Below are 24348 nucleotides of genomic sequence, written 5' to 3' on the forward strand. Positions count from 1 at the left end.
TGCCGCTGGGGCGGCGGGGGCGCGGCGGCACCTCGTCACCGCCGAGCCGCGGGACCAGCCCCGCCCAGGCACAGCGGACCCGGCACCCCACCCCCGACCACACCCCTCACGCCACGAACGTCCGCGGCCCCTCGTTCCCCCCGGACGCCCCGCTCCGCACCAGCCGCGCGGCCGCGGCCAAGCGGGTCGCCGCCTCGTCCGCGACCGCCCCACCCACGGTGAACGGCAGCCGCACATACCCCTCGAACGCCCCATCGACCCCGAACCGCGGCCCGGACGGCACCCGGACGCCGACCCGCTCCCCCACCTCCGCGAGCCGCGACCCGGACAGGCCCCCGGTCCGGACCCACAGCGTCAGCCCGCCCCGCGGCTCGGTGAACTCCCAGTCCGGCAGCTCCCTGCGCACGGCGGCGACGAGCGCGTCCCGGTTCTCCCGGGCCTGCTCCCGCCGCATCCCGACGGCCTGCTCCCAGCCGCCGGAACCCATCAGCCAGTTCACGGCCAGCTGCTCCAGCACCGGCGTGCCCAGATCCGCGTACGCCCGCGCCGCCACCAGGCTGCGGATCACCTCGGGCGCGGCCCGCACCCACCCGATCCGCATCCCCGCCCAGAACGCCTTGCTGGCCGACCCGACCGTGATCACGGTGGAGCCCGCCGGATCGAACGCGCAGACCGGCCGGGGCATCTCCACCCCCTCGTCGAGGTACAGCTCGGCCATGGTCTCGTCCACGACCAGCACCGTCCCCGCGGCCCGGGCCGCGTCGACGAGCCCCCGCCGCCGGTCCTCGTCGGCGAGCGCTCCCGTCGGGTTGTGGAAGTCGGCGACGACGTACGCGAGCCGCGGCGCCGCCTCCCGCAGCACCTGCCGCCAGCGGTCCATGTCCCACCCGGCGAGCCCCTCGGCCATGGCCACCGGCACCAGCCGGGCCCCGGCCTCCCGCATCAGCTGCAGGATGTTGGCGTACGAGGGCGACTCCACGGCGATCCGTTCGCCGCGCCCCGCGAAGAGGTGGCAGATGGCGTCCATGGCGCCCATGGCCCCCGTGGTCACCATGATCTGCTCGGGCATGGTGGGGATGCCGCGCGCGGTGTACCGGTCGGCGAGCATCGAGCGGAGCGCGGGCAGCCCGGCCGGATAGTCGCCGTGCGTGTGCGCGTACGGCGGAAGCTCCTCCAGTGCGCCCTGCACGGCCCGGGTCAGCCAGGGCTCGGGCGCGGGCAGCGCCGCGCACCCCAGGTCGATCATCGAACCGAGCGCCTCCGGGGGCAGCGGCTCCAGACCGCGCGCCGGCAGCGGCTTCCCGGCCGGCACGGCGGTCCAGCTGCCCGCCCCGCGCCGGGACTCCAGGAACCCCTCCGTGCGCAGCGTCTCGTAGGCCGCCGCGACGGTCGTACGGGAGACGGAGAGCGCGAGCGCCAGCTCCCGCTCGGCGGGCAGCCGGGCCGCCACCGGCACGCGCCCTTCGAGGACCAGCAGCCGGACACCGTCAGCGAGCGCGCGGTAGGCGGGTGGGCGCTTGCTGCCGGGCCCACTGGGGCGGTCCTGCTGGGAGTTGAGCATGCGAGCGAGCTGCGCGGCCCCGACCGCGGAAGTCCACTGAGACACGTTTCCAGTCCACCTTCCCCGAATTGGCCATGGAGCACATCACTCCTCAAGCCACAGGGTGACATGCGACAGGCCACTACCACCAACAAGGGGGACATCTCGTGTCCGCACACGGGCATCTCACGCGGCGCCTGCTCCAGCTCTACGTCGGTCTCACCCTCTACGGCGTGAGCTCGGCGCTCCTCGTCCGCTCCGGTCTCGGTCTGGAGCCCTGGAACGTGCTCCACCAGGGACTCTCCGAGCGGACCGGCCTGTCGATGGGGCTCGTCCTCACCATCGTGGGCGCCTCGATCCTGCTCCTGTGGATCCCGCTGCGCCAGCGCCCGGGCCTCGGCACCGTCTCCAACGTCCTGGTGATCGGTGCGGCCATGGACGCGACGCTCGCCCTGACCCCCGACGCCCGCACCTGGACGGCCCGCATCGCCCTGATGGTCTTCGCGATCGTCCTGAACGGAGCCGCCACCGGCCTCTACATCGCCGCCCGCTTCGGCCCGGGCCCCCGCGACGGCCTGATGACCGGCCTGAACCGGGTGACCGGCCTGTCGATCCGTCTCGTCCGCACCGGCATCGAACTGACGGTGGTCGCGACGGGCTTCGTCCTCGGCGGCACGGTCGGCGTCGGCACCCTCCTGTACGCCGTCTCCATCGGCCCGCTCGCCCAGCTGTTCCTGCGCGTGTTCGCCGTTCCCTCGGCATCCGTCAGCACGGTCGTTGCCACCGGTCCATCGGAGCGAGCCATACTTCCCAGGTGACCGCCGTGATACGCCACCCGTACCTCGACCATCCGGGCCCGATCGCCTTCGCCCACCGGGGCGGGGCGGCGGACGGCCTGGAGAACACCACGGCCCAGTTCCGGCGCGCGGTGGAGTCGGGCTACCGGTACCTCGAGACCGACGTGCACGTCACGCTCGACGGCAAGCTCGTCGCCTTCCACGACGCGACCCTGGACCGGGTGACCGACGGGGCAGGCCGGATAGCGGACCTGCCGTGGAAGGAGGTGGGGCACGCGCGCGTGGCGGGCGTCGAACCGGTCCCCCTCTTCGAGGAACTCCTGGAGACCCTCCCCGACGTCCGCTGGAACGTGGACGTCAAGGCGGAGTCGGCACTCCACCCCCTGCTCAATCTGATCGCCCGCACCGACACCTGGGACCGCGTCTGCGTCGGCTCCTTCTCCGAGCCGCGCGTCGCCCGGGCCCAGCGCCTGGCCGGCCCCCGCCTGGCCACCTCGTACGGCACCGGCGGCGTCCTCGGGCTGCGGCTGCGCTCGTGGGGGATCCCCGCCCCGCTGCGCCGCTCGGCGATCGCCGCGCAGGTACCGGAGTCGCAGTCGGGCGTGCCGGTCGTCGACCACCGTTTCGTGCGGGCCGCCCACGCCCGCGGGCTCCAGGTCCACGTGTGGACCGTGAACGAACCGCAACGTATGCACCGTCTCCTCGACCTCGGCGTCGATGGCATCATGACCGATCACATCGACACGCTGCGCACGGTGCTCGAAGACCGGGGGACCTGGGTCTGAGGCCGTCGCGCGGCCCTTCCCGGGGAAGCGAGGGGGCACGGGTGGGCACCGACACCGTGCGGGCGGACGAGGCCGACGAGGCCGCGGACCGGCGACGCGAACAGCGCGGCTGGTACTTCTACGACTGGGCCTGCTCCGTCTACTCGACCAGCGTCCTGACCGTGTTCCTCGGCCCGTATCTGACCGAGGTCGCCAAGTCCGCCGCCGACCCGGAGGGCTACGTCCACCCGCTGGGCATCCCGGTCCGGGCGGGCTCGTTCTTCGCGTACTCGGTCTCCCTGTCGGTGATCGTCGCCGTGGTGGTCATGCCGCTGGTGGGTGCCGCCGCCGACCGCACCGGCCGCAAGAAGCCCCTCCTGGCGGCGGCCGCCTACGTGGGCGCCACCGCGACCGCTGGAATGTTCTTCCTGGACGGCGACCGCTATCTCCTCGGCGGCGTCCTCCTCGTCGTCGCGAACGCGGCGCAGTCCGTCGCGATGATGCTCTACAACTCCTACCTCCCCCAGATCGCGCCGCCCGAGGAACGCGACGCCGTCTCCTCCCGGGGCTGGGCCTTCGGCTACGCGTCGGGCTCCCTGGTCCTCGTCGCGAACCTGGTCCTCTTCACCTCGCACGACAGCTTCGGCCTCTCGGAGGGCATGGCCGTCCGTATCTGCCTGGCCTCGGCGGGCCTGTGGTGGGGCGCCTTCGCCCTGATCCCGCTGCGCCGGCTGCGGGACCGCCGCACACCGGTGGCGGACACCGGGGAGGCCACCGCGCCGGGGCTGCGCCAGCTGGCGGCGACCGTCCGGGACATGCGCCGCCACCCCCTGACGCTCGCCTTCCTCCTCGCCTACCTGATCTACAACGACGGCATCCAGACGGTGATCTCGCAGGCGTCGGTCTACGGCTCCGAGGAACTGGACCTCGGGCAGTCCACGCTGATCGTGGCGGTACTGCTGGTGCAGGTGCTCGCGGTGTGCGGCGCCCTCGGCATGGGCCGGCTGGCCCGCCGCTACGGCGCCAAGCGGACGATCCTCGGCTCCCTGGTCGCCTGGACACTGATCCTCTCCGTCGGCTACTTCCTCCCGGCGGGGGCACCCGTCTGGTTCTTCGTCCTGGCCGGCGGCATCGGTCTGGTCCTCGGCGGCAGCCAGGCCCTGTCCCGGTCCCTCTTCTCCCACCTCGTCCCGGCCGGCAAGGAGGCCGAGTACTTCTCGGCGTACGAGATGAGCGACCGCGGGATGAGCTGGCTCGGCCCGCTGCTGTTCGGTCTCACCTACCAGCTGACCGGAAGTTATCGGGACGCGATCATCTCCCTGGTCCTCTTCTTCGTGCTCGGATTCGCCCTGCTCGCAAGGGTTCCGGTGCGCCGGGCGATCGGCGACGCGGGCAATCCCGTTCCCGAGAGGATTTAGCACCGGGAGCGAAAGGGCTGTAGTGTACGCGTTTGGCCTGCCAGGCGTACCGTTACTGCGCGTCAAAGATGCCGAAACGCTGGGTGACATCTGCTGTCAGATGTGACAAACCGGGCGCCGGTGGGTACAACAAGGGCGGCTACGACGGCGACGCATAACCCGGAACGGGACACGGAACGGGAATCTTTACCGCCGACCGGACGTTGACCGGATGACGACGACAGCGACACCTGTCCTGTGGGCGACAAGCCCGGGAGGCACGATTCATGAGTGAGCGAGCTCTTCGCGGCACGCGCCTCGTGGTGACCAGCTACGAGACGGACCGCGGCATCGACTTGGCTCCGCGCCAGGCCGTGGAGTACGCATGCGAGAAGGGGCACCGCTTCGAGATGCCCTTCTCGGTGGAGGCGGAGATCCCGCCGGAGTGGGAGTGCAAGGTCTGTGGGGCCCAGGCACTCCTCGTGGACGGCGACGGCCCCGAGGAGAAGAAGGCCAAGCCCGCGCGTACGCATTGGGACATGCTGATGGAGCGGCGCACCCGCGAGGAACTCGAAGAGGTCCTCGAGGAGCGCCTGGCCGTTCTCCGCTCGGGCGCGATGAACATCGCGGTCCATCCGCGAGACAGCCGCAAGTCCGCGTAGCCCCTGCGGGGGCTGGGCGGCAGACCCAGAGCGCACCAAGACCGCGGGCGCCGTACGTGACGTACGGCGCCCGCGGTCTTGGTGCGCTCCCTGAGCGATGCGCTGCGAGCGTTTCGCTGCCAAACCCTCAGTACCCCAGCGGCGGCCGCGCGTCCCCCTGCTCGTCGGCGCCGCCCGGCGCTCCGTCCCTGATGACCTCGCCCGGGACGACCTTGCCGTCGGGCCGGTGGATCCGCGCCTGGGTGTACGCGTCCCCGAACCCCCCGGCGCCCGCCTCCCGAAGCTTCCGCTCGAAGGTGCGCTCCGTGTACCGCCCCAGCGCCTTCTGCACCGGCGGCACCAACAGCACCAGCCCGACCGCGTCCGAGACGATGCCCGGCAGCATCAGCAGCAGCCCGCCCAGCATCAGGAAGCCGTTGCCCTCGTTCTTGCCGGCCTCACTGCCCGACGCCGCGCCGCCACCGCCCTGCTGCTGTTGCAGCGTCTCGGTCAGCGACCGGAACGCCCGGCGCCCGGCCCGCTTGACCACCGCGGACCCGGCGAGGAACCCGGCGACCAGCAGCACGACCACCGCGAGTCCACCGGCCGCGCCCGCGACCACCGTGAGCAGCCAGATCTCCAGCACCAGCCAGGCGGCGATCCCCAGGGGCAGGAACGTGCGCAGCCGGGAGCGCCGAGGCCGGGCGGGGTACGTCGGGGTCGAAGCGCCAGTCGTCATGCTCCCAGTGTGCCTGCCGCCGTCTCAGGACGGGATAAGGGAACGATCAGCCCTTCGCGTCCGGGGCCGCGCTCCTGCTGTCGCGGCCGAGGACCTTGCCGACCCGTTCGCCCACGCCCCAGGCGGTGACCCGCCACAGCGCCTCGACCAGGATGTCGCGGCTCATCTTGGAGTCGCCCAGCTCGCGCTCGACGAAGGTGATGGGCACCTCCACGACGTGGTAACCGGCCTTGATCGCCCGGCGTGCGAGGTCGACCTGGAAGCAGTAGCCCTGGGAGGCGACCTCGTCGAGGCCGAGCCCTTCGAGGGTCTCACGACGGAACGCGCGGTAGCCGCCGGTCACGTCGCGGACGGGGACGTCGAGCAGGACCCGGGAGTAGAGGCTGCCGCCGCGGGAGATGAACTCGCGGGACTTGGGCCAGTTCACCACGCGCCCGCCCGGCACCCACCGGGACCCGAGGACGAGGTCGGCGCCCTTGAGCGCGGTCAGCAGCCGGGGCAGCTCCTCGGGCTGGTGCGAACCGTCCGCGTCCATCTCGATCAGAACGCCGTAGCCGTGCTCCATGCCCCAGCGGAAGCCCGCGAGGTACGCGGCGCCGAGTCCTTCCTTGCCCTTGCGGTGCAGCACCTGGACCTGGTCGTCCTCGGCGGCCAGTTCGTCGGCGAGCTTGCCCGTGCCGTCGGGGCTGTTGTCGTCGGCCACCAGGACGTGCGCCTCGGGAACAGCCTTGCGCACCCGGCCGACGATGGTCTTGATGTTCTCCGCCTCGTTGTAAGTCGGAATGATCACCAAGGCCGTGCCGAGCGGGCCGAAGCGCCTCTCCTGGCCTGCTGCCGCGAGGGTCCCGTCGCCGTCGTTCACTACTGCCCCTTCAAGTCCGTACGCAGGGGTCCACCATAGTGGCCGCGGCCTGCGCTGGAGTGTCGGCTCCTGTCCAGAGGGGTGTCGATTCGACAGGGGGTGTGTGGGAGCACGCCCCGGGGGGCGTGTGCGCCGGGCCAGAACACGGTGGCGACCGGCGCGGAACGGACCGGGGCCGGCCTTCCGCCGGTCGCGGAGCCGGGTGCGCCGGGTGCCGCCCGCAGGTCGCGAAGCCGGGTCGCCTGGTGCCGTCCGCCGGTCGCGTCGCGGAACTGGTGCCGTCCGCCGCGGCGGATGGGGGCCCGGTGCCCTTCGGGCCGACCTGGGGCCCGCTGGCTGCGGGTCGACCGAAAGCCGTTGTCTACTGAGCTGCCGGGCCCCACCCGGGTCGCACCTACCCGACCGGGCCGGAACGTTCCCTCGCCGAGCGCGAACCCTGGGCCTGGCTGCCAGCGGTGGTGCGCCGGTGCGGCACATCACCCCTGACCCAGCGGCGCTTCGACGACCGCGCGAAAGCTCCTCGGTCGGACGTCCGGTGGTGGACCCGGCCGAACCTACCGGCCTCCCGCCGCCCACTGTCAACTGCCGTCTGACCTGCAGGTATTCCGTATGTTGCCTGGTGAGCGCGGAGGATGCGCAGGTCGCACGGCGGCCGGGCGGGCCCTCGCCCCTCCCCCGCCCGCCGTGGAGATCACTCGCCCGGCCGTACGAAGACCGTGCGTCCGGCCACGACGGTCCGCAGACAGACGGGCAGGTCGGTGCCGGGGCTGAGATCGGGCAGGCCGGGGGTGCCGGAACGGGGATCGGTGGACCAGCGGGCGACCCTGTCGTCGGGGGCCTGGACGACCAGTTCGCCGGTGCGCCAGACCGCGTAGTCGGCGGGGGCGCCCGGGACGAGGACGCCCGCGTCGTCCCGTCCGACGGCCCGCCAGCCGCCCCGCGTGTGCGCCGTGAACGCCGCGCGCACGGACACACGGTGCTCCGGCGTGCGGTGGAAGGCCGCCGCACGGACCGTGCCCCAGGGGTCCAGGGGGGTGACCGGGCTGTCGGAGCCGAAGGCGAGCGGCACGCCGGCCCGCAGGAGGGCGGCGAACGGGTTGAGGGCACGGGCGCGCTCGACTCCCAGGCGCTGGGCGTACATGCCCTCCTCGCCGCCCCACAGCGCGTCGAAGGCGGGCTGGACGGAGGCGGTGAGGCCGAGTTCGGCGAAGGCGGCCACGGCGTCGGGGGTGAGCATCTCCGCGTGTTCGACGCGGTGGCGGGCGGCCCGCACGCGGGGCAGGCCGACCTTCTGGGCGGCCGCCCGGACTCCGTCGACCACGGAGGTCACGGCGGCGTCCCCGATGGCGTGGAAGCCCGCCTGGAGGCCCGCCTCGGTGCACGCGACCACATGGGCGGCGACGGCGTCGGCGTCGAGGTACGCGGTGCCGGTGTGCGGGGCGTCGGCGTACGGCTCGCGCAGGCACGCCGTGTGCGAGCCGAGGGCGCCGTCGACGAAGAGATCGCCCGCGGCGCCGACGGCCCCGAGCGCCTGCGCCTTGGCGACGTCCCGCTCGGCCCAGTAGCCGACGACCCGGGGGCCCGGCTCCTCTGCGGCGAGCCGCAGCAGCCCCGTGAAGTCGTCCTCGGAGGAGATCTCCGGGCCCGCGCACTCGTGGACCGAGCCGATGCCGAGGGAGGCGGCACGGGCGAGGGCCGCGCGCTGCGCCTCGGTGCGCTGGGCGGGGGTGATGGCGCCGAGGGCGGTGGCCCGTACGGCGTGGTGGGCGTCCCGGGTGAGCGGGCCGTCGTCGAAGCGGTCGGCGCCGGGGACGAGGTCGAGCAGGGCCGTGGTGGCGACCGCCGAGTGGACGTCGATACGGCTCAGGTACAGCGGGCGTCCGCCGGTGGCCTCGTCGAGTTCGGCGCGGGTCGGGGGACGGCCGCCGGGCCAGCGGGCGGCGTCCCAGCCGTGGCCCAGCAGAACACGGTCGGCCGGGCGGGCGGCGGCGAATTCCCGGACGAGAACGAGTGCGGCCTCCAGGGAGGGGGCGGCCGAGAGGTCGAGTCCGGTGAGGGCGAGACCGGTGGAGGTGGTGTGCACATGGGCGTCGGTGAACGCCGGGGTGACCAGGGCGCCTTCGAGGTCGATCACCTCGTCGACGCCCTCGGCGAAGGCGTCGGCGGCGCCCTCGGACCCGACCCAGGCGACCTGTCCGTGTTCGACGACCATCGCGGTGGCGAACGGGTCGGCGGGGCTGTGGACCTCTCCTCCGCGCAGCAACACGGTTTCCGACGAGGCGGTGCGTTCACTCATGGGGGACAGTCTCGCGCCTGCCGCCGGCCCGGCCGCACCTGGGCCCGGGTCGGCGGCTGCCGCCGCCGGGGTCAGATCCGGGGCGGCCTGGCCTCGTACGGGGTGGACAGCACCACCGTCGTACGGGTGGAGACGCCCGCGAGGGAGCGCAGCCGGGCCAGCAGTTCCTCCAGCTCGTGGGGGGTGGCGACGCGGACCTTCAGGATGTAGTTCTCGTCGCCGGCGACGCTGTGGCAGGCCTCGATCTCGGGCACACCGGCGAGGCGTTCCGCGATGTCGTCGGGGGCGCTGGGGTCGAACGGTTTCACCGAGATGAACGCGGTCATGGGCAGCCCGACGGCCTCCGGGTCCACGACCGCGGCATAGCCCCGGATGACACCGCGCTGCTCGAGTCGGCGCACGCGCTGATGCACCGCCGACGTGGACAGGCCCGTGGCCTTGCCCAGGTCGGTGTAGCTCATCCGCCCGTCCGCGACGAGCAGCTGCACGATCTGTCGGTCCAGCTCCTCCATGGCGCAAGAACCTACAGGGCGGTTGATCTCCTCGGATACCTCAGCGGCGCAGGTCATACCCGGTTCGTGATGTGACCGGGGGCCCACCGCGGGCCGTCGGGGCGATCGGGCCGGTGGGCGGGGCATCTGCGAGCGGCATGTGACGAAGGCCACAGTGCCCGAACAGGCTTCGTGATGATCTCGCGATTACCCCCAACACGGGGCGGGAAGTGCTTGCTGTGGTCGAGGCCGCAGTGCCCGAACGGCCCAGCCCGAGGGGGAGAATCCCATGCAGAGTCTTAAGCGCCCTGGTCGTACCGCGCCCAAGCGCCTCCAGTCGGTCATCGAGCCCGAGCCGGAGGGCGTCGAACCGGACGACGAGTTCGACGCGTACGACACCTTCGAGATGTACCGGGTCATCTGCCCGGACTGCGCGCAGCCCATCGCCCTGCTGTCCGACGAGGACGCTCTGCCGGAGCACGCGCAGGTCGTGTCACCGTGGAACCCGTTCGGGCTCACGGTCTGCGCCGGTACGGGCCGTGCGGCCACCGACGCCCGGTCCGCGGACGAGTCGGTGGAGCCGCAGGAGCAGGACACCGCCCTTCTGTTGACGCTCCCGCAGGGGCTCGACTGGCGGACGCAGCCCTTCTCGCACGTCGGCGGCCCGGGTTCGCGCCCGATGCGTGTGCCGATGACGCGGCGCCAGGCCGCCTGATCCACGGGCCGTTCGGCCCTCCGTGTCCGCGGCCTCCCGCCGTCGTGACCGCCCCCGAGACCTTCTGTCGTGGTCGCTCGCGCCATGGCGTCCGTCAGGCCGCCCTGGTGCGGGTTCGGTGCGTCCGGCACACAGGTGTGCGTACGCCGTGCCGGCCGGGGCGGTCGCGAACGCAGGCACGATTCACCTGAGCGGTGACCCCCGCACCGGTCGTCGCGTTGACCCGGTATGACCCCTACGCACCCGGTGGCCGGACGTCGCCACCACATCTTCGTCCCGGCCCCGGCAGAATCGGTTCCCCAGGGGGCGGCATCCTCGCAGGATCCGCCCATCTACCGGGCCCTCATGCTGACGTGGGCGGACGGGGGCCGCACCCTGCCGGGGCGTCACGACCCGGAGTGGGTGCGGCTGGCGACGCCTCCGAGACCCCTCGGTCAGTTCGTCGCCGCCAGGGACCCGTTCGCGACGAGCAGCTCGTTCGGCAGCTCGGCGCTCGGCTTCCACGGGCCCTTCGACGGCTCCCCCACCGACTTCGTCAATTCGTTCAGCGTGACTCGGGACCCGCGAGGTGCCGGGCGATGACCATGCGCTGGATCTGATTGGTGCCCTCGACGATCTGCAGCACCTTGGCCTCGCGCATGTAGCGCTCGGCCGGGAAGTCGGCCGTGTAGCCGTATCCGCCGAGGATCTGCACGGCGTCCGTGGTCACCTGCATCGCGCTGTCGGTGCACAGCAGCTTCGCCATGGCCGCCTGCTTGGAGAACGGCCGGCCCGCGTCCCGCAGTCGGGCGGCGGAGAGGTACAGCGCGCGGCCCGCCTCTATCCGGGTCGCCATGTCGGCGAGCATGAAGCGCAGCCCCTGGAAGTCCGCGATCGGGCGCCCGAACTGGCGGCGGGACGTCGCGTAGGCGACCGCCTCGTCCAGTGCGGCCTGGGCCACGCCGATCGCGCACGCCGCGATGCCGAGCCGCCCGGAGTCCAGCGCGGACAGGGCGATCGCGAAGCCCTGCCCCTCCTCGCCGAGGCGCCGGCTGTCGGGGACGCGCACCCCGTCGAAGTGGACCTGCGCGGTGGGCGAGCCCTTCATGCCCATCTTCTTCTCGGGTGCCGCCCCGCTGAGCCCCTCGGCGTCGCCGGGCACCAGGAAGGCCGTGATGCCGCGTGAGCCCTCGCCGCCCGTACGGGCCATGACGGTGTAGAAGTCGGCGATTCCGCCGTGCGTGATCCAGGCCTTGGTGCCGGTGATCACCCAGTCGTCGCCGTCCCGCACGGCCTTGGTCCGCAGGGACGCGGCGTCCGAACCCGACGAGGGCTCGGAGAGGCAGTAGGCGCCGAGCAGGCCGCCGCCGAGCATCGCCGGGAGGTGCTCGACCTGCTGCTCCTTGGTGCCGTAGGTGGCGAGGGCGTGGCAGGCGAGGGAGTGGACGCTCACGCCGAGACCGACGGTGAGGCGGGCCGCGGCGAGCTCCTCCAGGACCTGGAGATAGACCTCGTACGGCTGGTCGCCACCGCCGTGCTCGGAGTCGTACGGCAGGCCGAGCAGTCCCGACTCCGAGAGCAGGCCGAAGAGTTCGCGCGGGAAGCGACCGGCGTCCTCCTCCTCGGCCGCGTACGGGGCGATCTCCCGCTGCGCGATCTCACGGACGAGCGAGATCAGATCCCGGGCCTCTTCCGTGGGCAGTTGACGGTCCACCGGCTGCGGGGCGCGGTCGGGCATGGCGACGCTCTCCTCCCTGTCGGGCACTGCGGCGGCGCACACCAGGGATGGGGTGGCCCCGCCGGGTCTTACGGGCCGCGGCCGATGCTGCCCCTCCGGATCTCGGAAGTGTGCTGGTCAGCGGCTGTGGCGCTTGGAGTATGCCCGATCGGCGGCATCGAGTCACCAGTTAACGACCGCTAATGAGAAGAAAGGCCGCGGGGCGACGCGCCGAAGTCGATTGGTCCAAACCATTGACCGATTGGTCTAGTCCTTCTACTGTTCCGGCAACGCGCCATCGCGTCCATGCCAAGCAGCGGCCCCGCAGCCGCGCGAGGCGGCACCCCGGCGCGGCACCAGCAGGTCGGCTTTCCTCCCCCGCTCACTCCCCGCTCCCTCACGAGGAGACCCCATGCTCCGACCGTCCCACCCCCGCACCCGATCCCGGGCGCTGCTCTCCACCGCGTGTTGCGCCGCCCTCGGCGCGGGGCTCCTGGCCGGCGCGGGCCCCGCGTCCGCCGGCGAGACGGCGGCCGATGCGGCCGCCCAGCAGGCGGCCCCAGGCTCCAAGGTCGTCGGCTACTTCATCGACTGGGGCATCTACGGCCGCCAGTACTACGTCAAGAACATCGAGACGTCCGGTTCGGCGGACCGGCTCACCCACATCAACTACGCCTTCGGCAACGTCGCCGACGGCAAGTGCGCGCTCGGCGACCCCTGGGCGGACGCCGACAAGCCGTTCACCGCGGAGGAGTCCGTGGACGGCGTCGCCGACACCGCCGGCCAGCCCCTGAGCGGCAGCTTCAACCAGCTCCGCAAGCTCAAGAAGCTGCACCCGAAGCTCAAGATCGTCTGGTCGTTCGGCGGCTGGAGCTGGTCCGGCGGCTTCGGCGAGGCGGCGAAGAACCCCGAGGCCTTCGCGAACTCCTGCTACGACCTCGTGGAGAACTCCCGCTGGAAGGACGTCTTCGACGGCATCGACATCGACTGGGAGTACCCCAACGCCTGCGGTCTCACCTGCGACACCAGCGGCAGGGAGTCCTTCGAGGAGCTGATGGCGGCACTGCGCAAACGATTCGGCAAGAAGGAGCTGGTCACCGCCGCGATCACGGCCGATGCCTCGAAGGGCGGCAAGATCGACGCGGCCGACTACGCGGGCGCCGCGAAGTACGTCGACTGGTACAACCCGATGACGTACGACTACTTCGGCGCCTGGGACGCGACCACCGCCCCGCACTCGCCGCTGCGTCCGTACCCCGGCATCGCGAACCCGGTCTTCAACACCGCGTCGACCATCGCGAAGCTCAAGAGCCTCGGCATCCCGTCCTCCAAGCTGCTGCTCGGCCTCGGCTTCTACGGGCGGGGCTGGACGGGTGTCACCCAGTCGGCGCCCGGCGGCACCGCCACCGGCCCCGCCCCGGCCACGTACGAGGCCGGCTACGAGGACTACAAGGTGCTCAAGACCAGGTGCCCGGCGAACGGCAGGGTGGGCGGCACCGCCTACGCCAAGTGCGGGGACGAGTGGTGGAGCTACGACACCCCGGCGACGGTCAAGGGGAAGATGAAGTACAAGGAGGCGCAGGGCCTCGGCGGCACCTTCTTCTGGGAACTCAGCGGTGACACCCCGGACGGCGAGCTGATCAGGGCGATCAACTGACGCCGGAGGCAGGGCACTTGGGGCGGAGGGCCGAAGGCGGGCCTCCGCCCCGTCCCCGGTGGGTCCAGCCGGTCAGCCGTCGCGGCGGGCGGGCTCCGGGGCTGCGTACGACGGGTCGATCTCCTCGATGGCGCGCAGCGCCCCGCCCAGCATCTTGACCAGCAGCTCGCGCATCGTGTCGCGGTCCAGCCCCGGGCGGTCGATCCAGTCGAGGGTGGCCCCCTCGACTCCGCAGACCCAGCCGAACAGGCCCATGCGGACCACCGGGGCTAGGTCGCTCCTGCCGTAGGCGCCCTCGGCGATGGTGGCGACGATGGCCTCGCGGACACCGTCCCGGATGGCGTGCACCTGGGTGTCGAAGCCGACGCCTCCGCTGACGATGGTGCGGTAGGCGGCCTGGTTGTCCTGGGCGTAGCGCAGATAGCAGTCGATGGTGCGCTGCACCCGCTCCACCGGGGGCAGTCGGAGGCCACTGGCCGCGTGCGTGATCAGGTCGGCCACCGAGTCCTCGACGATCGCGAGGTAGTAGCCGCGCTTGGACTTGAAGTAGTAATAGATCAGTCCCTTGGCCACATGCGCCTGCTTCGCGATGTCGTCCATCGACAGCGTGTCGTAGGACGTGTCCGCGAACAACCTGCGCCCGATGGAGATGAGTTCGGCGCGGCGCGCTAGGGATCGGTCGGTGCCCCGGGCCCGCGGACGTTCGATCCCACGCTGTTGACTGCTATTCAATTTCGGTCCTGGTCTCCAACTGCCAGCGGGACAACCCGCAGTATGGCAGACCCGCACCACCAGCTTGTTCGACTCTGATCGACAGGATCGGGCGGTGGATCAGGCCTGGGGATCGGCAGGGGGGCGGGTCACAGCAGACCCAGCTGAACCACCAGCATCGCGACGACCACGACGAGGGTCCAGCCCATGATGTGTTCGACGATCTCGGGGCCGTCGTCCTCGGGGCCGCCCGTGCGGGTGCGGACGTCGGTGGTGGCAGAGGTCGCGGTCATGGCAGCTCGCTGGTGTGATCGACGTGCGGTGGACTTCCCCCCTACCGTGCGCCCACCTTGCCACCGGTCGGAACGGTCGCGGCCGAGACCTTGGTCACACACGCACCCCGACCGCCGTGAGCGCCGCACGCTGGCGGGCGGTGGGCCGCGCCGGGAAGTAGAGGTAGCAGACACCGCCGGTGCCGGAGACGACCTTGCCGGAGGCGTTGTACCGCTTGGTCCGCAGCCAGATGTTCTCCCACTCGCGCCGCAGGTAGACGCGGCGCACGGCCTCGTTGGTCGGGGAGTTCGGGTCGTTGGCGACGACGTCCCCGGCGGCGGTGAAGCCGATCACCGTCATCAGGTGACCGGGCGTGCCGTAGCCCGCCCCGGTCAGCTCGCTTGCGAGGAACGACTGGGAGGTGATCACCGGGATGCCCGCCGCGATCAGCTTCTCCAGGTCGGTGAGCGAGCCCAGCCGGGTCACCACGCCCTGGAGGTCCCGGTAGGTGGCGGCGTAGGCGGCGTTGAAGGGCCAGTTGCCGCAGCCCTCGTACGCGTAGTCGTAGGTGAACCGGGCGGCGTGGCACACCTGCGGGTCCGCGAACTCCGGATCGACCCAGGACAGGTCCTCGGCGCTGGGCCTCCGCCCCCAGTACTCGATGATCATCTGGGAGGACGTGGGGCTGCACCAGGCCTCGCCGCCGTTGTCGTACTCCGGGTACTGGCCCTTGTGGGTCTCCTGGGAGTAGCGCGGGACGTCCAGTTCGCGGGCGAGGCCGGGAGCGGAGGCCGGGACGGTGAAGCGGTCGGGGACGTCGGAGCCCATCGCGCCGAGGCGCCAGACCGTGGGGGTGAGTCGGGTGCCGGGGGTGCGGTGGAGGGTCAGCCGCAGGCGGTACGAGGCGAGGCGCAGCCCCGTGGCCGGATCGTCGATTGCGAAGGTGTCCGTCCAGACGCTGCTCCGGCCGTCCTTCTGCCCGTCGAGGGAGGTCCGCCGGATGTCCTTGTCCCCCGACGCCCACCGGCCCATGACGTACCAGGGGGTGTCGGTGCCGTCGGAGTAGGTGCCCCGCAGTTCGATCTGGACCCAGGTGCCGTCGGGGGTGTGGGCGTTCCAGGAGGGGATGACCTCGGTGGCGGGCACGGCGAGCCGGTGCACGGGCGACGTCCAGGTCGCGTACTCCCAGGTGGCCGTGCGGCCGGTGTGCGGGTCGGTGTAGTCGGTGGTGCCGGCCGGGGAGCCGATCACCAGCCCCGGCCGCTTCCCCGCCTGCGCGCGGGTGCCCTCGGAGGTGCCGCCGCACCAGTCGGCGTACGACGTCCAGCCGTGGTGGTCGACGAGGCGCTCCGGTGCGCGCGCCGGGCGCGCGGGGGCCTCGGTCCGGACCGGTGGCGCGGCGGCGGTGGCCGGGACGGCGGCCGCGCCTGCCGCCGCGGCGGCGGTGGCGACGGCTGCGGTCAGGACGGTCCTGCGGGACGGCTCGGAAAGTCTCGACATGGGCGGGTGACCCCCAGTGGTCCGGGAAAGACAGTTCAGACGCACGACTGTTCGCCAACTATGGACGCCGGACGCGGACTTCTGCCAGCACCTCGGGCCTCGCCACGCCCTCCAATATTGGTCGATACCACTGGCACGTTCCGGCGTCACCCGTCCCGGTGTTCAATCGCCCCATGCGCATCTCCCCCGCCTCCGAGGACCCCGCCGTCAGCGACCTGGCCGACCGGCTGCGGCTGCTGCCGCCCTCCTGCGGGCCGGTCCGGCTCATCGGCGTCGACGGGCACGCGGGCTCCGGGAAGACCACGTTCGCCGGGCGGCTGGCCCACGCGCTCGGAGACGCCCCCGTGCTCCATCTGGACGACATCGCCACCCACGAGGAACTGTTCGCGTGGACCGAGCGGCTGCTGGGCCAGGTGGTCGAACCACTGCGGCTCGGCGGGATCGCTCACTACGCCCCTTACGACTGGCGGCGGCGAACCTTCGGCCCCCGCGTCGCCCTGCCGCCGGAACCCGTGATCGTCGTCGAGGGGGTCGGTGCGGGACGCCGGGCGCTGCGGCCGTATCTGGCGAGGCTGGTGTGGATGGAGCTGCCGGGTAAGGAGGCGTGGGCGCGGGGGCGGGCGCGGGACGGGGCGGAACAGAGTGAGTTCTGGGCCGGATGGGTCAGGGCGGAACGCCGGCACTTCGCCGAGGATCCCTCCCGGCCGTTCGCCGATCTTCTGGTTCGTGGGGGAAAGACGGGATACGAGGTGCTGGCGGGACCTGGTGTGACTCCGCGTTCGAGGCCCGACCTCACTCAGGGTGACGACCCATCGGCAATGTGCTGAACTTGTGAAGACCCTCGCCCGAGAAGTTCCCCGAGTGCCTCAACTCGGCTTGACCGAGGGCCCGTACAGGTCTTACGTTCTCAATGTGCGGCCCATGGGAGCCGCCCTCCTACGCGAAGCCCCCGGTTGTTCCCCCGTGATCGGGGGCTTCGTTCTGCCCTCGGCCGGTCTCCGGACCCCTCCCGGCGCACGATTTCTTCACCCTCGGTCACCGTGCGCTATGCGCCCCGTCTGCTCCCACCTCGCAATTCGAGCCCTGCGGCACCCTTCGAAGGGCACCCGACCCGCAGGTACGATGCCCTGGGTGCGACCTTCGGACGGTTGCGGCAAACGTGACCACGCAACTCCCGTCCGCGGCACAGCGGTTCGAGAAGGCTGCCGACGGGCACCGGCCCGTTCGGTTTCCACACGGGGGCACGGTTTGTGGGGGACGTGATGGACTTCGGCTCGCGGGGCCCCGAGGCTCCGGCCGACCTCGCCTGGCTGCGAGGCGTGGACGCCTACACCATGGGCGCGTATCCGCAGGCGGAGGAGGAGTTCCGCGCCGCGGTGCGGATGGATCCGGGCATGGCCGACGGCTGGCTCGGACTGCACGCGCTGCGGGTGGACACGACGACCGCCCTGCTGCGGATGTTCCGGCACCGGGAGCGCTTCGGGGAGCAGCGGGCCCGCCATCGGCGCACCCTCAATTCCTGGTACTGGCTCGGCTGGTGGGTCCAGCCGGTCCTGGAGACCCCGCGCGACCTGCTCCTCGCCCACGCCTCGCACTGGCTGGACGGGCGCCACGTCCCCGAACTGGACCGGGCGCTCGCGGGGCTGCCACCGGTGGACGCCGACTCCCAGGTGCGCTTCCTGCACGCCTGCCGCGCCTACCTCGTCAAGGACTGGGAGCAGCTGGTCCGGCACACCGATCCCCTCCTCGACGATCCCCTGCTCGGTATCGAGGCCGGCCTCTTCGGCGGCATGGCCCGGGTCCGCCTGGAGACGTACGGGCAGGCCGAGCCGCTGCTGTCCGCGGCGCTGATGCGCTGCCGCAGCGAGCAGCCGCAGCGCAAGGAACTGCGGTACTGGCTGGCCCGGGCGCACGAGGGGACCGGACGCAGTGCCGCCGCGCTGCCGCTCTACCGGGCCGTGCACCGGGTCGACCCGGCCTTCATGGACACCTCCGCGCGGCTCGCGGCCATCGCCGAGGGGGACGGGTACGACGACGCGGCCGACCTCGCGGCGATCGCGCTCGCCGGGATCGGGCAGGACGCGCTCGACGGGGGCGACGGTCTCGACCCGCTCTTCGACTCCGAGGGCCGGGACCTGAAGCTCTCCGATCCGGACCCCGTGCCGCCGGGCGGGCTGCCGCCCGAGGCGGGCGACACCTTCGTACGGCAGAAGTCCGTGGTGCGGATCGATCCGCTGCCGGCCGGGCCGACCGATCCCGAACTGCTGGAGGAGGCGCTCGCCGAGCTGGAGCGGATGGTCGGCCTGGAACCGGTGAAGCGGCAGGTCAAGGCGTTGTCCGCGCAGCTGAACATGGCGCGGCTGCGGGCCGGGCAGGGGCTGCCCGTACAGCCCCCCAAGCGGCACTTCGTCTTCTCCGGGCCGTCCGGGACGGGGAAGACGACCGTCGCCCGAATACTGGGCCGGGTCTTCTACGCGCTCGGGCTGCTGGGCGGGGACCATCTGGTGGAGGCCCAGCGGGCGGATCTCGTCGGCGAGTACCTGGGACAGACCGCCGTGAAGGCCAACGAGCTGATCGACTCGGCGATCGGCGGGGTGCTGTTCGTGGACGAGGCGTACTCCCTGTCCAACTCCGGGTACGGCAAGGGGGACGCGTACGGCGACGAGGCGCTGCAGGTGCTGCTGAAGCGGGCCGAGGACAACCGGGACCATCTCGTGGTGATCCTCGCGGGGTACCCGGAGGGGATGGACCGGCTGCTCGCCGCGAACCCCGGACTGTCGTCGCGGTTCACGACGCGGGTCGACTTCCCCTCCTACCGGCCGCTGGAGCTCACCGCGATCGGTGAGGTGCTCGCCGCGGAGAACGGGGACGTGTGGGACGAGGAGGCGCTGGAGGAGCTGCGCTCCATCGCCGGACATGTCGTCGAGCAGGGGTGGATCGATGAACTGGGCAACGGGCGGTTCCTGCGGACGCTGTACGAGAAGAGCTGTGCGTACCGGGATCTGCGGCTGTCGGGGTATCCGACCGTGCCGACGCGGGACGACCTGTCGACGCTGCGGTTGCCGGATCTGATGCAGGCGTACGGGGAGGTGCTGTCGGGGCGGGGGCCACAGGATCCGTCGGCGTAGTGAGGGGGCGCCCTGTAGCTCGGGGGTGCGCGTCGGTTCGGCGGGTGCGGGTGGTTCGTGGTTTCTCGCGCAGTTCCCCGCGCCCCTGAAGGGAACGGGCCTACGGCCCGCCCCTTCATGAAAAGCACGGGGCGCAGCCCCGGTCGCATTTCAGGGGCGCGGGGCGGTGACACATGCGGCTCCGCCGCGTGGGCGCGACCAGCCCCCACGCACCCGCTCGCACCCGCGCCCTACCCTCAGCTCGCCAGGACGTTCTCCGGGGATCCCGTCGTCCTCGGCTCAGCCAGACGTACCGGCGGAGCCTGCCGGTGGGCCGGGTCGCGGACCTCGCCCACCAGGAGTTCCAGGACGTCCTCCAGGGCGACCAGGCCGAGGACCTTGCCGGACGCGTCGACGACCTGCGCCAGGTGCGTGGCCGCGCGGCGCATGACCGTGAGCGCGTCGTCGAGGGGGAGTTCCGAGCGGAGGGTGGTCATGGGGCGCCACACCTGCTGGGGGACAGCCCGGTCGGAGTCCTCCACGTCGAGGACGTCCTTGACGTGGAGGTAGCGGCCCATGAACGCGCCGGTCTCCGCGACCACCGGGAAGCGGGAGTAGCCGGTGCGGGCGGTCAGGGCCACCACCTGCGCGGGGGTGACCGAGGGGCCCACCGTCACCAGCGAGTCGCGCTTGAGCAGGACGTCCGTGACCGGGCGGGAGCCCAGCTCCAGCGCGTCCTCCAGGCGTTCCTGTTCCTCGGGGTCCAGCAGTCCCGCCTGGCCCGAGTCCTCGACCAGCCGACCGAGCTGGACGCTGGTGAAGACCGCCTCCACCTCGTCCTTGGGCTCGACGCGGAAGATCTTCAGAATGACCCGGGCGCAGGCGCCGAGGCCCACCGTGACCGGTCCGCAGACTCGCGCGAAGGCGACGAGGCCGGGGCTCAGCCACAGCGCCGTCTTCTCGGGCGCCGCCATCGCCAGGTTCTTCGGCAGCATCTCGCCGATGACGAGGTGCAGGAAGACCACCACGGCCAGCGCGATGACATACCCCAGGGGGTGGATCATCCCGTGCGGCAGATGGATCGCCTCGAACACCGGTTCAAGCAGCTTCGCCACGGTCGGCTCGGCGACCGCGCCGAGCGTCAGTGAGCAGATCGTGATGCCGAACTGGGCCGCCGCCATCATCTGCGGCAGGTTCTCCAGGCCGTGGAGGACCTGTCGGGCCCGTGCCGTGCCGAGCGGTTCGATCTGGCTGCGGCGGACCGAGACCAGGGCGAACTCGGCGCCGACGAAGAAGCCGTTGGCGAGCACGAGGAGCAGGGCGAACAACAGTTGGAGCGCGCTCATCGGGCCGCCTCCGCCAGGCTGAGGGGTTCGGAGGCGGGAGCGGTGCGCACGAGGCGTACCCGCTCGGCTCGGTAGTGCCCGACCTGGCGCACCGCCAGCCGCCAGCCGGGCAGCTCCGCCTTGTCGCCCGGCGCCGGGATCCGGCCGAGCAGGTCGGCGACGAGGCCCGCGACCGTCTCGTAGGGGCCCTCGGGCACATGGAGGCCTATGCGCTGGAGCACGTCGACGCGGCAGCTGCCGTCGACGTCCCAGGCGGGGCGGCCTTCCTCGGGCGGGGCGACGGCCAGTTCGGGCAGGTCCTGCCCGTCGTGCTCGTCGCGGACCTCGCCGACCAGTTCCTCGACGATGTCCTCCAGGGTCACCACGCCGGCCGTGCCGCCGTACTCGTCGACGACGACGGCGATGGGCTGTTCGCTGCGCAGCCGGGCCAGGAGCGGCTGCACGGGCAGCGTCTCCGGCACGAGCAGCGGGGCCTTGGCGATATGGCCGACCGGGGTGTGCAGCCGGTCCTTGGCGGGGATCGCGAGGGCGTCCTTGAGGTGGACCATGCCGACGATCTCGTCGATCCGCTCCCGGTAGACGGGGAACCGGGACAGGCCGGTGGCGCGGGTCAGGTTGACCACGTCCTCGGCGGTGGCCGAGGACTGCAGGGCGCTGACCTTCACGCGGGGCGTCATCACGTTCTCCGCGGTCAGCTCGCCGAGGGACAGCGTGCGGACGAAGAGGTCGGCCGTGTCCTGTTCCAGGGCGCCGGCCTGCGCGGAGTGGCGGGCCAGGGAGACCAGTTCGTCGGGGGTGCGGGCCGAGGCCAGTTCCTCGGCGGGTTCGACGCCGAGCGCGCGGACCAGCCGGTTCGCGACGGCGTTGAGGCCGGCGATGACCGGGCGGAACAGGCGGGAGAAGACGTACTGGGGGCCCGCGACGAAGCGGGCGACCTGCATCGGCCTCGACACCGCCCAGTTCTTCGGGACGAGTTCGCCGATCACCATCTGCACGGCGGACGCCAGCAGCATGCCGACGACGACGGAGACTCCGGAGACCGCGCCTTCGGGAATGCCGAGCGCGGTGAACGGGCCGTGGAGCAGCTCCGCGAGCGCCGGTTCGGCGAGCATGCCGACGACGAGGGAGGTGATGGTGATGCCGAGCTGGGTGCCGGAGAGCTGGAAGGACAGCTCCTTGAGGGCGCCCACCACCTTGTGGGCCCGGCGGTCGCCCTCGGCGGCGGCCTTCTCGGCGTCCGGTCGCTCGACCGTGACGAGGCCGAACTCGGCGGCCACGAAGAAGCCGTTGGCGAGGATGAGGAGGAAAGCGGCTGCGAGCAGCAGCAGAGGGATGGTCATGCCGCCGCCTCGATATGTCGGGAGGGGGCGGCGCAGGTACTACAGGACGATCCGTCCATCGCTGGAAGGAGTCACTCCTCGAAGTAGCAGGGGGCCACTGGCGTACCCGGTGGCACAACAGTGGCGGAGGCGCAACGAAAACGCCTCCGCCAACAGATTAATCAAGACATGGGCCGGTGCGGCAGGGGCGGCGGCCCTGAGTCGGCCCTGATCTTGCCCTGCGTCGGCCCCGAGCCTGCTCGGGGGCGCCCCGGATGCGCTCGCTGTCAGTCCGGGGTCACTCGGTGTCAGCCCCGGGGCTGTTCGGGTTCACCGACGGAGTGGGCCTCGACCAGCGCGCTCAGGGTGCGGGCGTCCTCGATGGCGTGCTGCTTGGCGATGCCGGGCTGGATGCCGAGCGCGGGCAGGCTAGTGCCGTCGGTGAGGTCGAGGAAGACCCAGGGGTCGCCGACCCGCAGGTTCACCTGGACGATCTCCGCCCAGCCGAGCCGGCGCCTCCCGGTGATGTTGACGACGGTCACTCCGGACTCGTCGGCGACCACCTTGGGCCGGGAGAGCAGACACAGCACCCCGGCGAGCAGGGCCGCCGTGAAGACGAAGCTGAGCCGCTCGCCCGGGCCGAGGGTCGGCAGCAGCAGGGCGACCACCGTGATGACCACGAAGATCGCCGCGGCGGCGGTCAGCAGGACGGCCCGGGTGCGCCCCGGCCGGAAGGTGACCGGCAGGGCGGGCAGATCCGACATCGCGTACGACTCCCCGGAACTCAGAGGCGGCAGGCGTGGATGGCGGTGGTCAGGATGGCCCGGGCACCGATGTCGTACAGGTCGTCCATGATCCGCTGGGCCTCCTTGGCCGGGACCATGGCGCGTACGGCGACCCAGCCCTCGTTGTGCAGCGGCGAGACGGTCGGCGACTCCAGGCCCGGGGTGAGGGCGACGGCCTTCTCCAACTGCTCGACGCGGCAGTCGTAGTCCATCATCACGTACGTGCGGGCGACGAGGACGCCCTGGAGGCGGCGCAGGAACTGCTGCACCTTGGGCTCGTTCTCCGAGGAGGTGTCGGCGTCGACGCGGCGGATGACGACGGCCTCGGACTTCATGATCGGCTCGCCGAAGACCTCCAGGCCCGCGTTGCGCAGGGAGGTCCCGGTCTCGACGACGTCGGCGATGACCTCGGCGACACCCAGTTCGATGGCGGTCTCGACGGCGCCGTCGAGGTGGACGACGGAGGCGTCGATGCCGTGGTCGGCGAGGTGCCCCGCGACGATGCCCTCGTACGAGGTGGCGACGGTCTTGCCCTTGAGGTCCGCGACGCCGGCCGCCGTGCCGGGCTTGGCGGCGAAGCGGAAGGTGGAGCGGGCGAAGCCGAGCGGGAGGATCTCCTCGGCGTTGGCGCCGGAGTCGATCAGCAGGTCGCGGCCGGTGATGCCGATGTCGAGACGGCCTGAGGAGACGTAGATCGCGATGTCGCGGGGGCGGAGGTAGAAGAACTCGACCTCGTTCTCCGGGTCGACGATCCGGAGTTCCTTGGACTCCCTGCGCTGGAGGTAGCCGGCCTCATGCAGCATCTCCCCCGCAGGGCCGGACAGGGAACCCTTGTTGGGGACGGCGATGCGCAGCATGAGGCAGGCTTCCTTCGTTCTCGTGGGTGCTCAGATGTGTGCGGGGTGACGGCTCAGAGGTGGGCGTACACGTCGTCCAGGGAGATGCCGCGGGCGACCATCATCACCTGGACGTGGTACAGCAGCTGCGAGATCTCCTCGGCGGCCGCTTCCTTGCCCTCGTACTCGGCGGCCATCCAGACCTCGGCGGCCTCTTCGACGACCTTCTTGCCGATGGCATGGACGCCCTTCCCGACCAGTTCGGCGGTGCGGGAGGTGGCGGGGTCGCCGTTGGCAGCCTTGTGCTGGAGCTCGGTGAAGAGCTCCTCGAACGTCTTCTTGGACATGGTGGGCCCCACACTACGCCGTCACGGGCGTGCCTCAGCGCCAGGGTTCGGATACTGAGCGGAGCGTGGCCGCGGTGGCCACGGCCGCGGTCACCGCCTCGTGCCCCTTGTCCTCGTTGGAGCCCTCGATGCCGGCGCGGTCCAGGGCCTGCTCCTCGGTGTCGCAGGTCAGTACGCCGAAGCCGACGGGGACGCCGGTGTCGACGGAGACCTGGGTGAGGCCCTGGGTGACGCCCTGGCACACGTACTCGAAGTGGGGGGTGCCGCCGCGGATGACGACGCCGAGGGCGACGATGGCGTCGTAGCCGCGGCCGGCGAGGACCTTGGCGACGACCGGGAGCTCCCAGCTGCCGGGGACGCGCAGGAGGGTCGGCTCGTCGATGCCGAGGTCGTGCAGGGCGCGCAGGGCGCCGTCGACGAGGCCGTCCATCACCTTCTCGTGCCACTGGGCCGCGATGACCGCGACGCGCAGGTCGCCGACGTTGCTGACGGACAGTTCGGGTGCGCCCTTGCCGCTCACGTTGCTCCT

General features: G+C 71.9%; 23 protein-coding genes. 8 read left to right on the top strand and 15 right to left on the bottom strand.

All coding sequences use genetic code 11. From position 1 onward, the window contains the following. Positions 1 to 106: 106 nt before the first annotated feature. Positions 107 to 1606 carry an SCO1417 family PLP biosynthesis transcription factor gene (locus tag M8J73_RS23015; protein ID WP_249829005.1) on the bottom strand — a complete coding sequence of 500 codons (1500 nt, stop codon included), beginning with the start codon at positions 1604 to 1606 and terminating at the stop codon, positions 107 to 109. 101 nt (positions 1607 to 1707) lie between these two features. On the opposite strand from M8J73_RS23015, the gene yczE reads away from it, so the two are divergent. From yczE to M8J73_RS23035, 4 genes are all read left to right on the top strand, one after another. Next, on the top strand, positions 1708 to 2358 hold the full coding sequence (yczE, locus tag M8J73_RS23020) for a membrane protein YczE (protein WP_055537999.1): 651 nt from the start codon (positions 1708 to 1710) through the stop codon (positions 2356 to 2358). Next, complete coding sequence (locus M8J73_RS23025) at positions 2355 to 3122, top strand: glycerophosphodiester phosphodiesterase family protein (RefSeq protein ID WP_055537998.1); 768 nt, start codon at positions 2355 to 2357, stop codon at positions 3120 to 3122. The genes yczE and M8J73_RS23025 overlap by 4 nt, the downstream gene beginning before the upstream one ends. Positions 3123 to 3163: 41 nt before the next feature. Continuing rightward, positions 3164 to 4519 (top strand): MFS transporter, encoded by a 1356-nt coding sequence (locus M8J73_RS23030; protein ID WP_055537997.1) that lies wholly within the window; start codon positions 3164 to 3166, stop codon positions 4517 to 4519. Between the two features lie 266 nt (positions 4520 to 4785). Beyond that, entirely contained in the window at positions 4786 to 5160 is a 375-nt protein-coding gene (locus M8J73_RS23035) for an RNA polymerase-binding protein RbpA (RefSeq protein ID WP_003977404.1), read from the top strand. Between the two features lie 127 nt (positions 5161 to 5287). On the opposite strand, the gene fxsA is transcribed toward M8J73_RS23035, so the two are convergent. From fxsA to M8J73_RS23055, 4 genes are all read right to left on the bottom strand, one after another. Continuing rightward, positions 5288 to 5878: an FxsA family membrane protein gene (fxsA, locus tag M8J73_RS23040; protein WP_055542151.1), complete on the bottom strand. Its 591-nt coding sequence runs from the start codon at positions 5876 to 5878 to the stop codon at positions 5288 to 5290. A 46-nt stretch (positions 5879 to 5924) separates the two neighbouring features. Beyond that, on the bottom strand, positions 5925 to 6740 hold the full coding sequence (locus M8J73_RS23045) for a polyprenol monophosphomannose synthase (protein ID WP_055542150.1): 816 nt from the start codon (positions 6738 to 6740) through the stop codon (positions 5925 to 5927). Positions 6741 to 7431: 691 nt separating this feature from the next. Beyond that, complete coding sequence (locus M8J73_RS23050) at positions 7432 to 9036, bottom strand: amidohydrolase (RefSeq protein WP_055542149.1); 1605 nt, start codon at positions 9034 to 9036, stop codon at positions 7432 to 7434. Between the two features lie 71 nt (positions 9037 to 9107). Then, positions 9108 to 9548 carry an Lrp/AsnC family transcriptional regulator gene (locus M8J73_RS23055; RefSeq protein WP_033532524.1) on the bottom strand — a complete coding sequence of 147 codons (441 nt, stop codon included), beginning with the start codon at positions 9546 to 9548 and terminating at the stop codon, positions 9108 to 9110. 268 nt (positions 9549 to 9816) lie between these two features. Here M8J73_RS23055 and M8J73_RS23060 point away from each other — a divergent pair, with 268 nt between their 5' ends. Continuing rightward, positions 9817 to 10242: a hypothetical protein gene (locus M8J73_RS23060; protein WP_055542148.1), complete on the top strand. Its 426-nt coding sequence runs from the start codon at positions 9817 to 9819 to the stop codon at positions 10240 to 10242. 544 nt (positions 10243 to 10786) lie between these two features. Here the strand turns inward: M8J73_RS23060 and M8J73_RS23065 are convergent. Continuing rightward, positions 10787 to 11959, bottom strand: a complete 1173-nt coding sequence (locus M8J73_RS23065; RefSeq protein ID WP_055542147.1) for an acyl-CoA dehydrogenase family protein — start codon at positions 11957 to 11959, stop codon at positions 10787 to 10789. Positions 11960 to 12350: 391 nt separating this feature from the next. Here M8J73_RS23065 and M8J73_RS23070 point away from each other — a divergent pair, with 391 nt between their 5' ends. Beyond that, a complete protein-coding gene (locus M8J73_RS23070; protein ID WP_055542146.1) occupies positions 12351 to 13595 on the top strand; it encodes a glycoside hydrolase family 18 protein in 1245 nt (414 codons plus the stop codon). Between the two features lie 72 nt (positions 13596 to 13667). On the opposite strand, the gene M8J73_RS23075 is transcribed toward M8J73_RS23070, so the two are convergent. The 3 genes from M8J73_RS23075 to M8J73_RS23085 form a co-directional block, all read right to left on the bottom strand. Beyond that, positions 13668 to 14327: a TetR/AcrR family transcriptional regulator gene (locus M8J73_RS23075; RefSeq protein WP_079055184.1), complete on the bottom strand. Its 660-nt coding sequence runs from the start codon at positions 14325 to 14327 to the stop codon at positions 13668 to 13670. 128 nt (positions 14328 to 14455) lie between these two features. Further along, positions 14456 to 14599, bottom strand: a complete 144-nt coding sequence (locus M8J73_RS23080) for an SCO1431 family membrane protein (RefSeq protein ID WP_107424119.1) — start codon at positions 14597 to 14599, stop codon at positions 14456 to 14458. Between the two features lie 94 nt (positions 14600 to 14693). Continuing rightward, complete coding sequence (locus M8J73_RS23085; RefSeq protein WP_249829006.1) at positions 14694 to 16079, bottom strand: C39 family peptidase; 1386 nt, start codon at positions 16077 to 16079, stop codon at positions 14694 to 14696. Positions 16080 to 16252: 173 nt separating this feature from the next. Here M8J73_RS23085 and M8J73_RS23090 point away from each other — a divergent pair, with 173 nt between their 5' ends. Continuing rightward, positions 16253 to 16906: a uridine kinase family protein gene (locus M8J73_RS23090; protein WP_249829007.1), complete on the top strand. Its 654-nt coding sequence runs from the start codon at positions 16253 to 16255 to the stop codon at positions 16904 to 16906. A gap of 435 nt (positions 16907 to 17341) precedes the next feature. Then, positions 17342 to 19207 (top strand): AAA family ATPase, encoded by a 1866-nt coding sequence (locus M8J73_RS23095; RefSeq protein WP_055537210.1) that lies wholly within the window; start codon positions 17342 to 17344, stop codon positions 19205 to 19207. Between the two features lie 236 nt (positions 19208 to 19443). Here the strand turns inward: M8J73_RS23095 and M8J73_RS23100 are convergent, their stop codons facing one another. From M8J73_RS23100 to ribH, 6 genes are all read right to left on the bottom strand, one after another. Further along, positions 19444 to 20532 carry a hemolysin family protein gene (locus M8J73_RS23100; RefSeq protein ID WP_055537209.1) on the bottom strand — a complete coding sequence of 363 codons (1089 nt, stop codon included), beginning with the start codon at positions 20530 to 20532 and terminating at the stop codon, positions 19444 to 19446. Then, a complete protein-coding gene (locus M8J73_RS23105) occupies positions 20529 to 21872 on the bottom strand; it encodes a hemolysin family protein (RefSeq protein WP_055537208.1) in 1344 nt (447 codons plus the stop codon). The genes M8J73_RS23100 and M8J73_RS23105 overlap by 4 nt, the downstream gene beginning before the upstream one ends. A gap of 287 nt (positions 21873 to 22159) precedes the next feature. Then, positions 22160 to 22615, bottom strand: coding sequence for a PH domain-containing protein (locus M8J73_RS23110; RefSeq protein WP_055537207.1), 456 nt, complete (start codon positions 22613 to 22615; stop codon positions 22160 to 22162). A 20-nt stretch (positions 22616 to 22635) separates the two neighbouring features. Continuing rightward, on the bottom strand, positions 22636 to 23493 hold the full coding sequence (gene hisG, locus M8J73_RS23115; RefSeq protein WP_055537206.1) for an ATP phosphoribosyltransferase: 858 nt from the start codon (positions 23491 to 23493) through the stop codon (positions 22636 to 22638). Positions 23494 to 23546: 53 nt separating this feature from the next. Continuing rightward, a complete protein-coding gene (locus tag M8J73_RS23120) occupies positions 23547 to 23819 on the bottom strand; it encodes a phosphoribosyl-ATP diphosphatase (protein ID WP_031486114.1) in 273 nt (90 codons plus the stop codon). 34 nt (positions 23820 to 23853) lie between these two features. Next, on the bottom strand, positions 23854 to 24339 hold the full coding sequence (gene ribH / locus M8J73_RS23125) for a 6,7-dimethyl-8-ribityllumazine synthase (protein ID WP_055537205.1): 486 nt from the start codon (positions 24337 to 24339) through the stop codon (positions 23854 to 23856). Between the last annotated feature and the right edge of the window lie 9 nt (positions 24340 to 24348).

Origin of the sequence: Streptomyces neyagawaensis (genome assembly GCF_023516595.1) — a bacterium.
Classification (GTDB): domain Bacteria; phylum Actinomycetota; class Actinomycetes; order Streptomycetales; family Streptomycetaceae; genus Streptomyces; species Streptomyces neyagawaensis.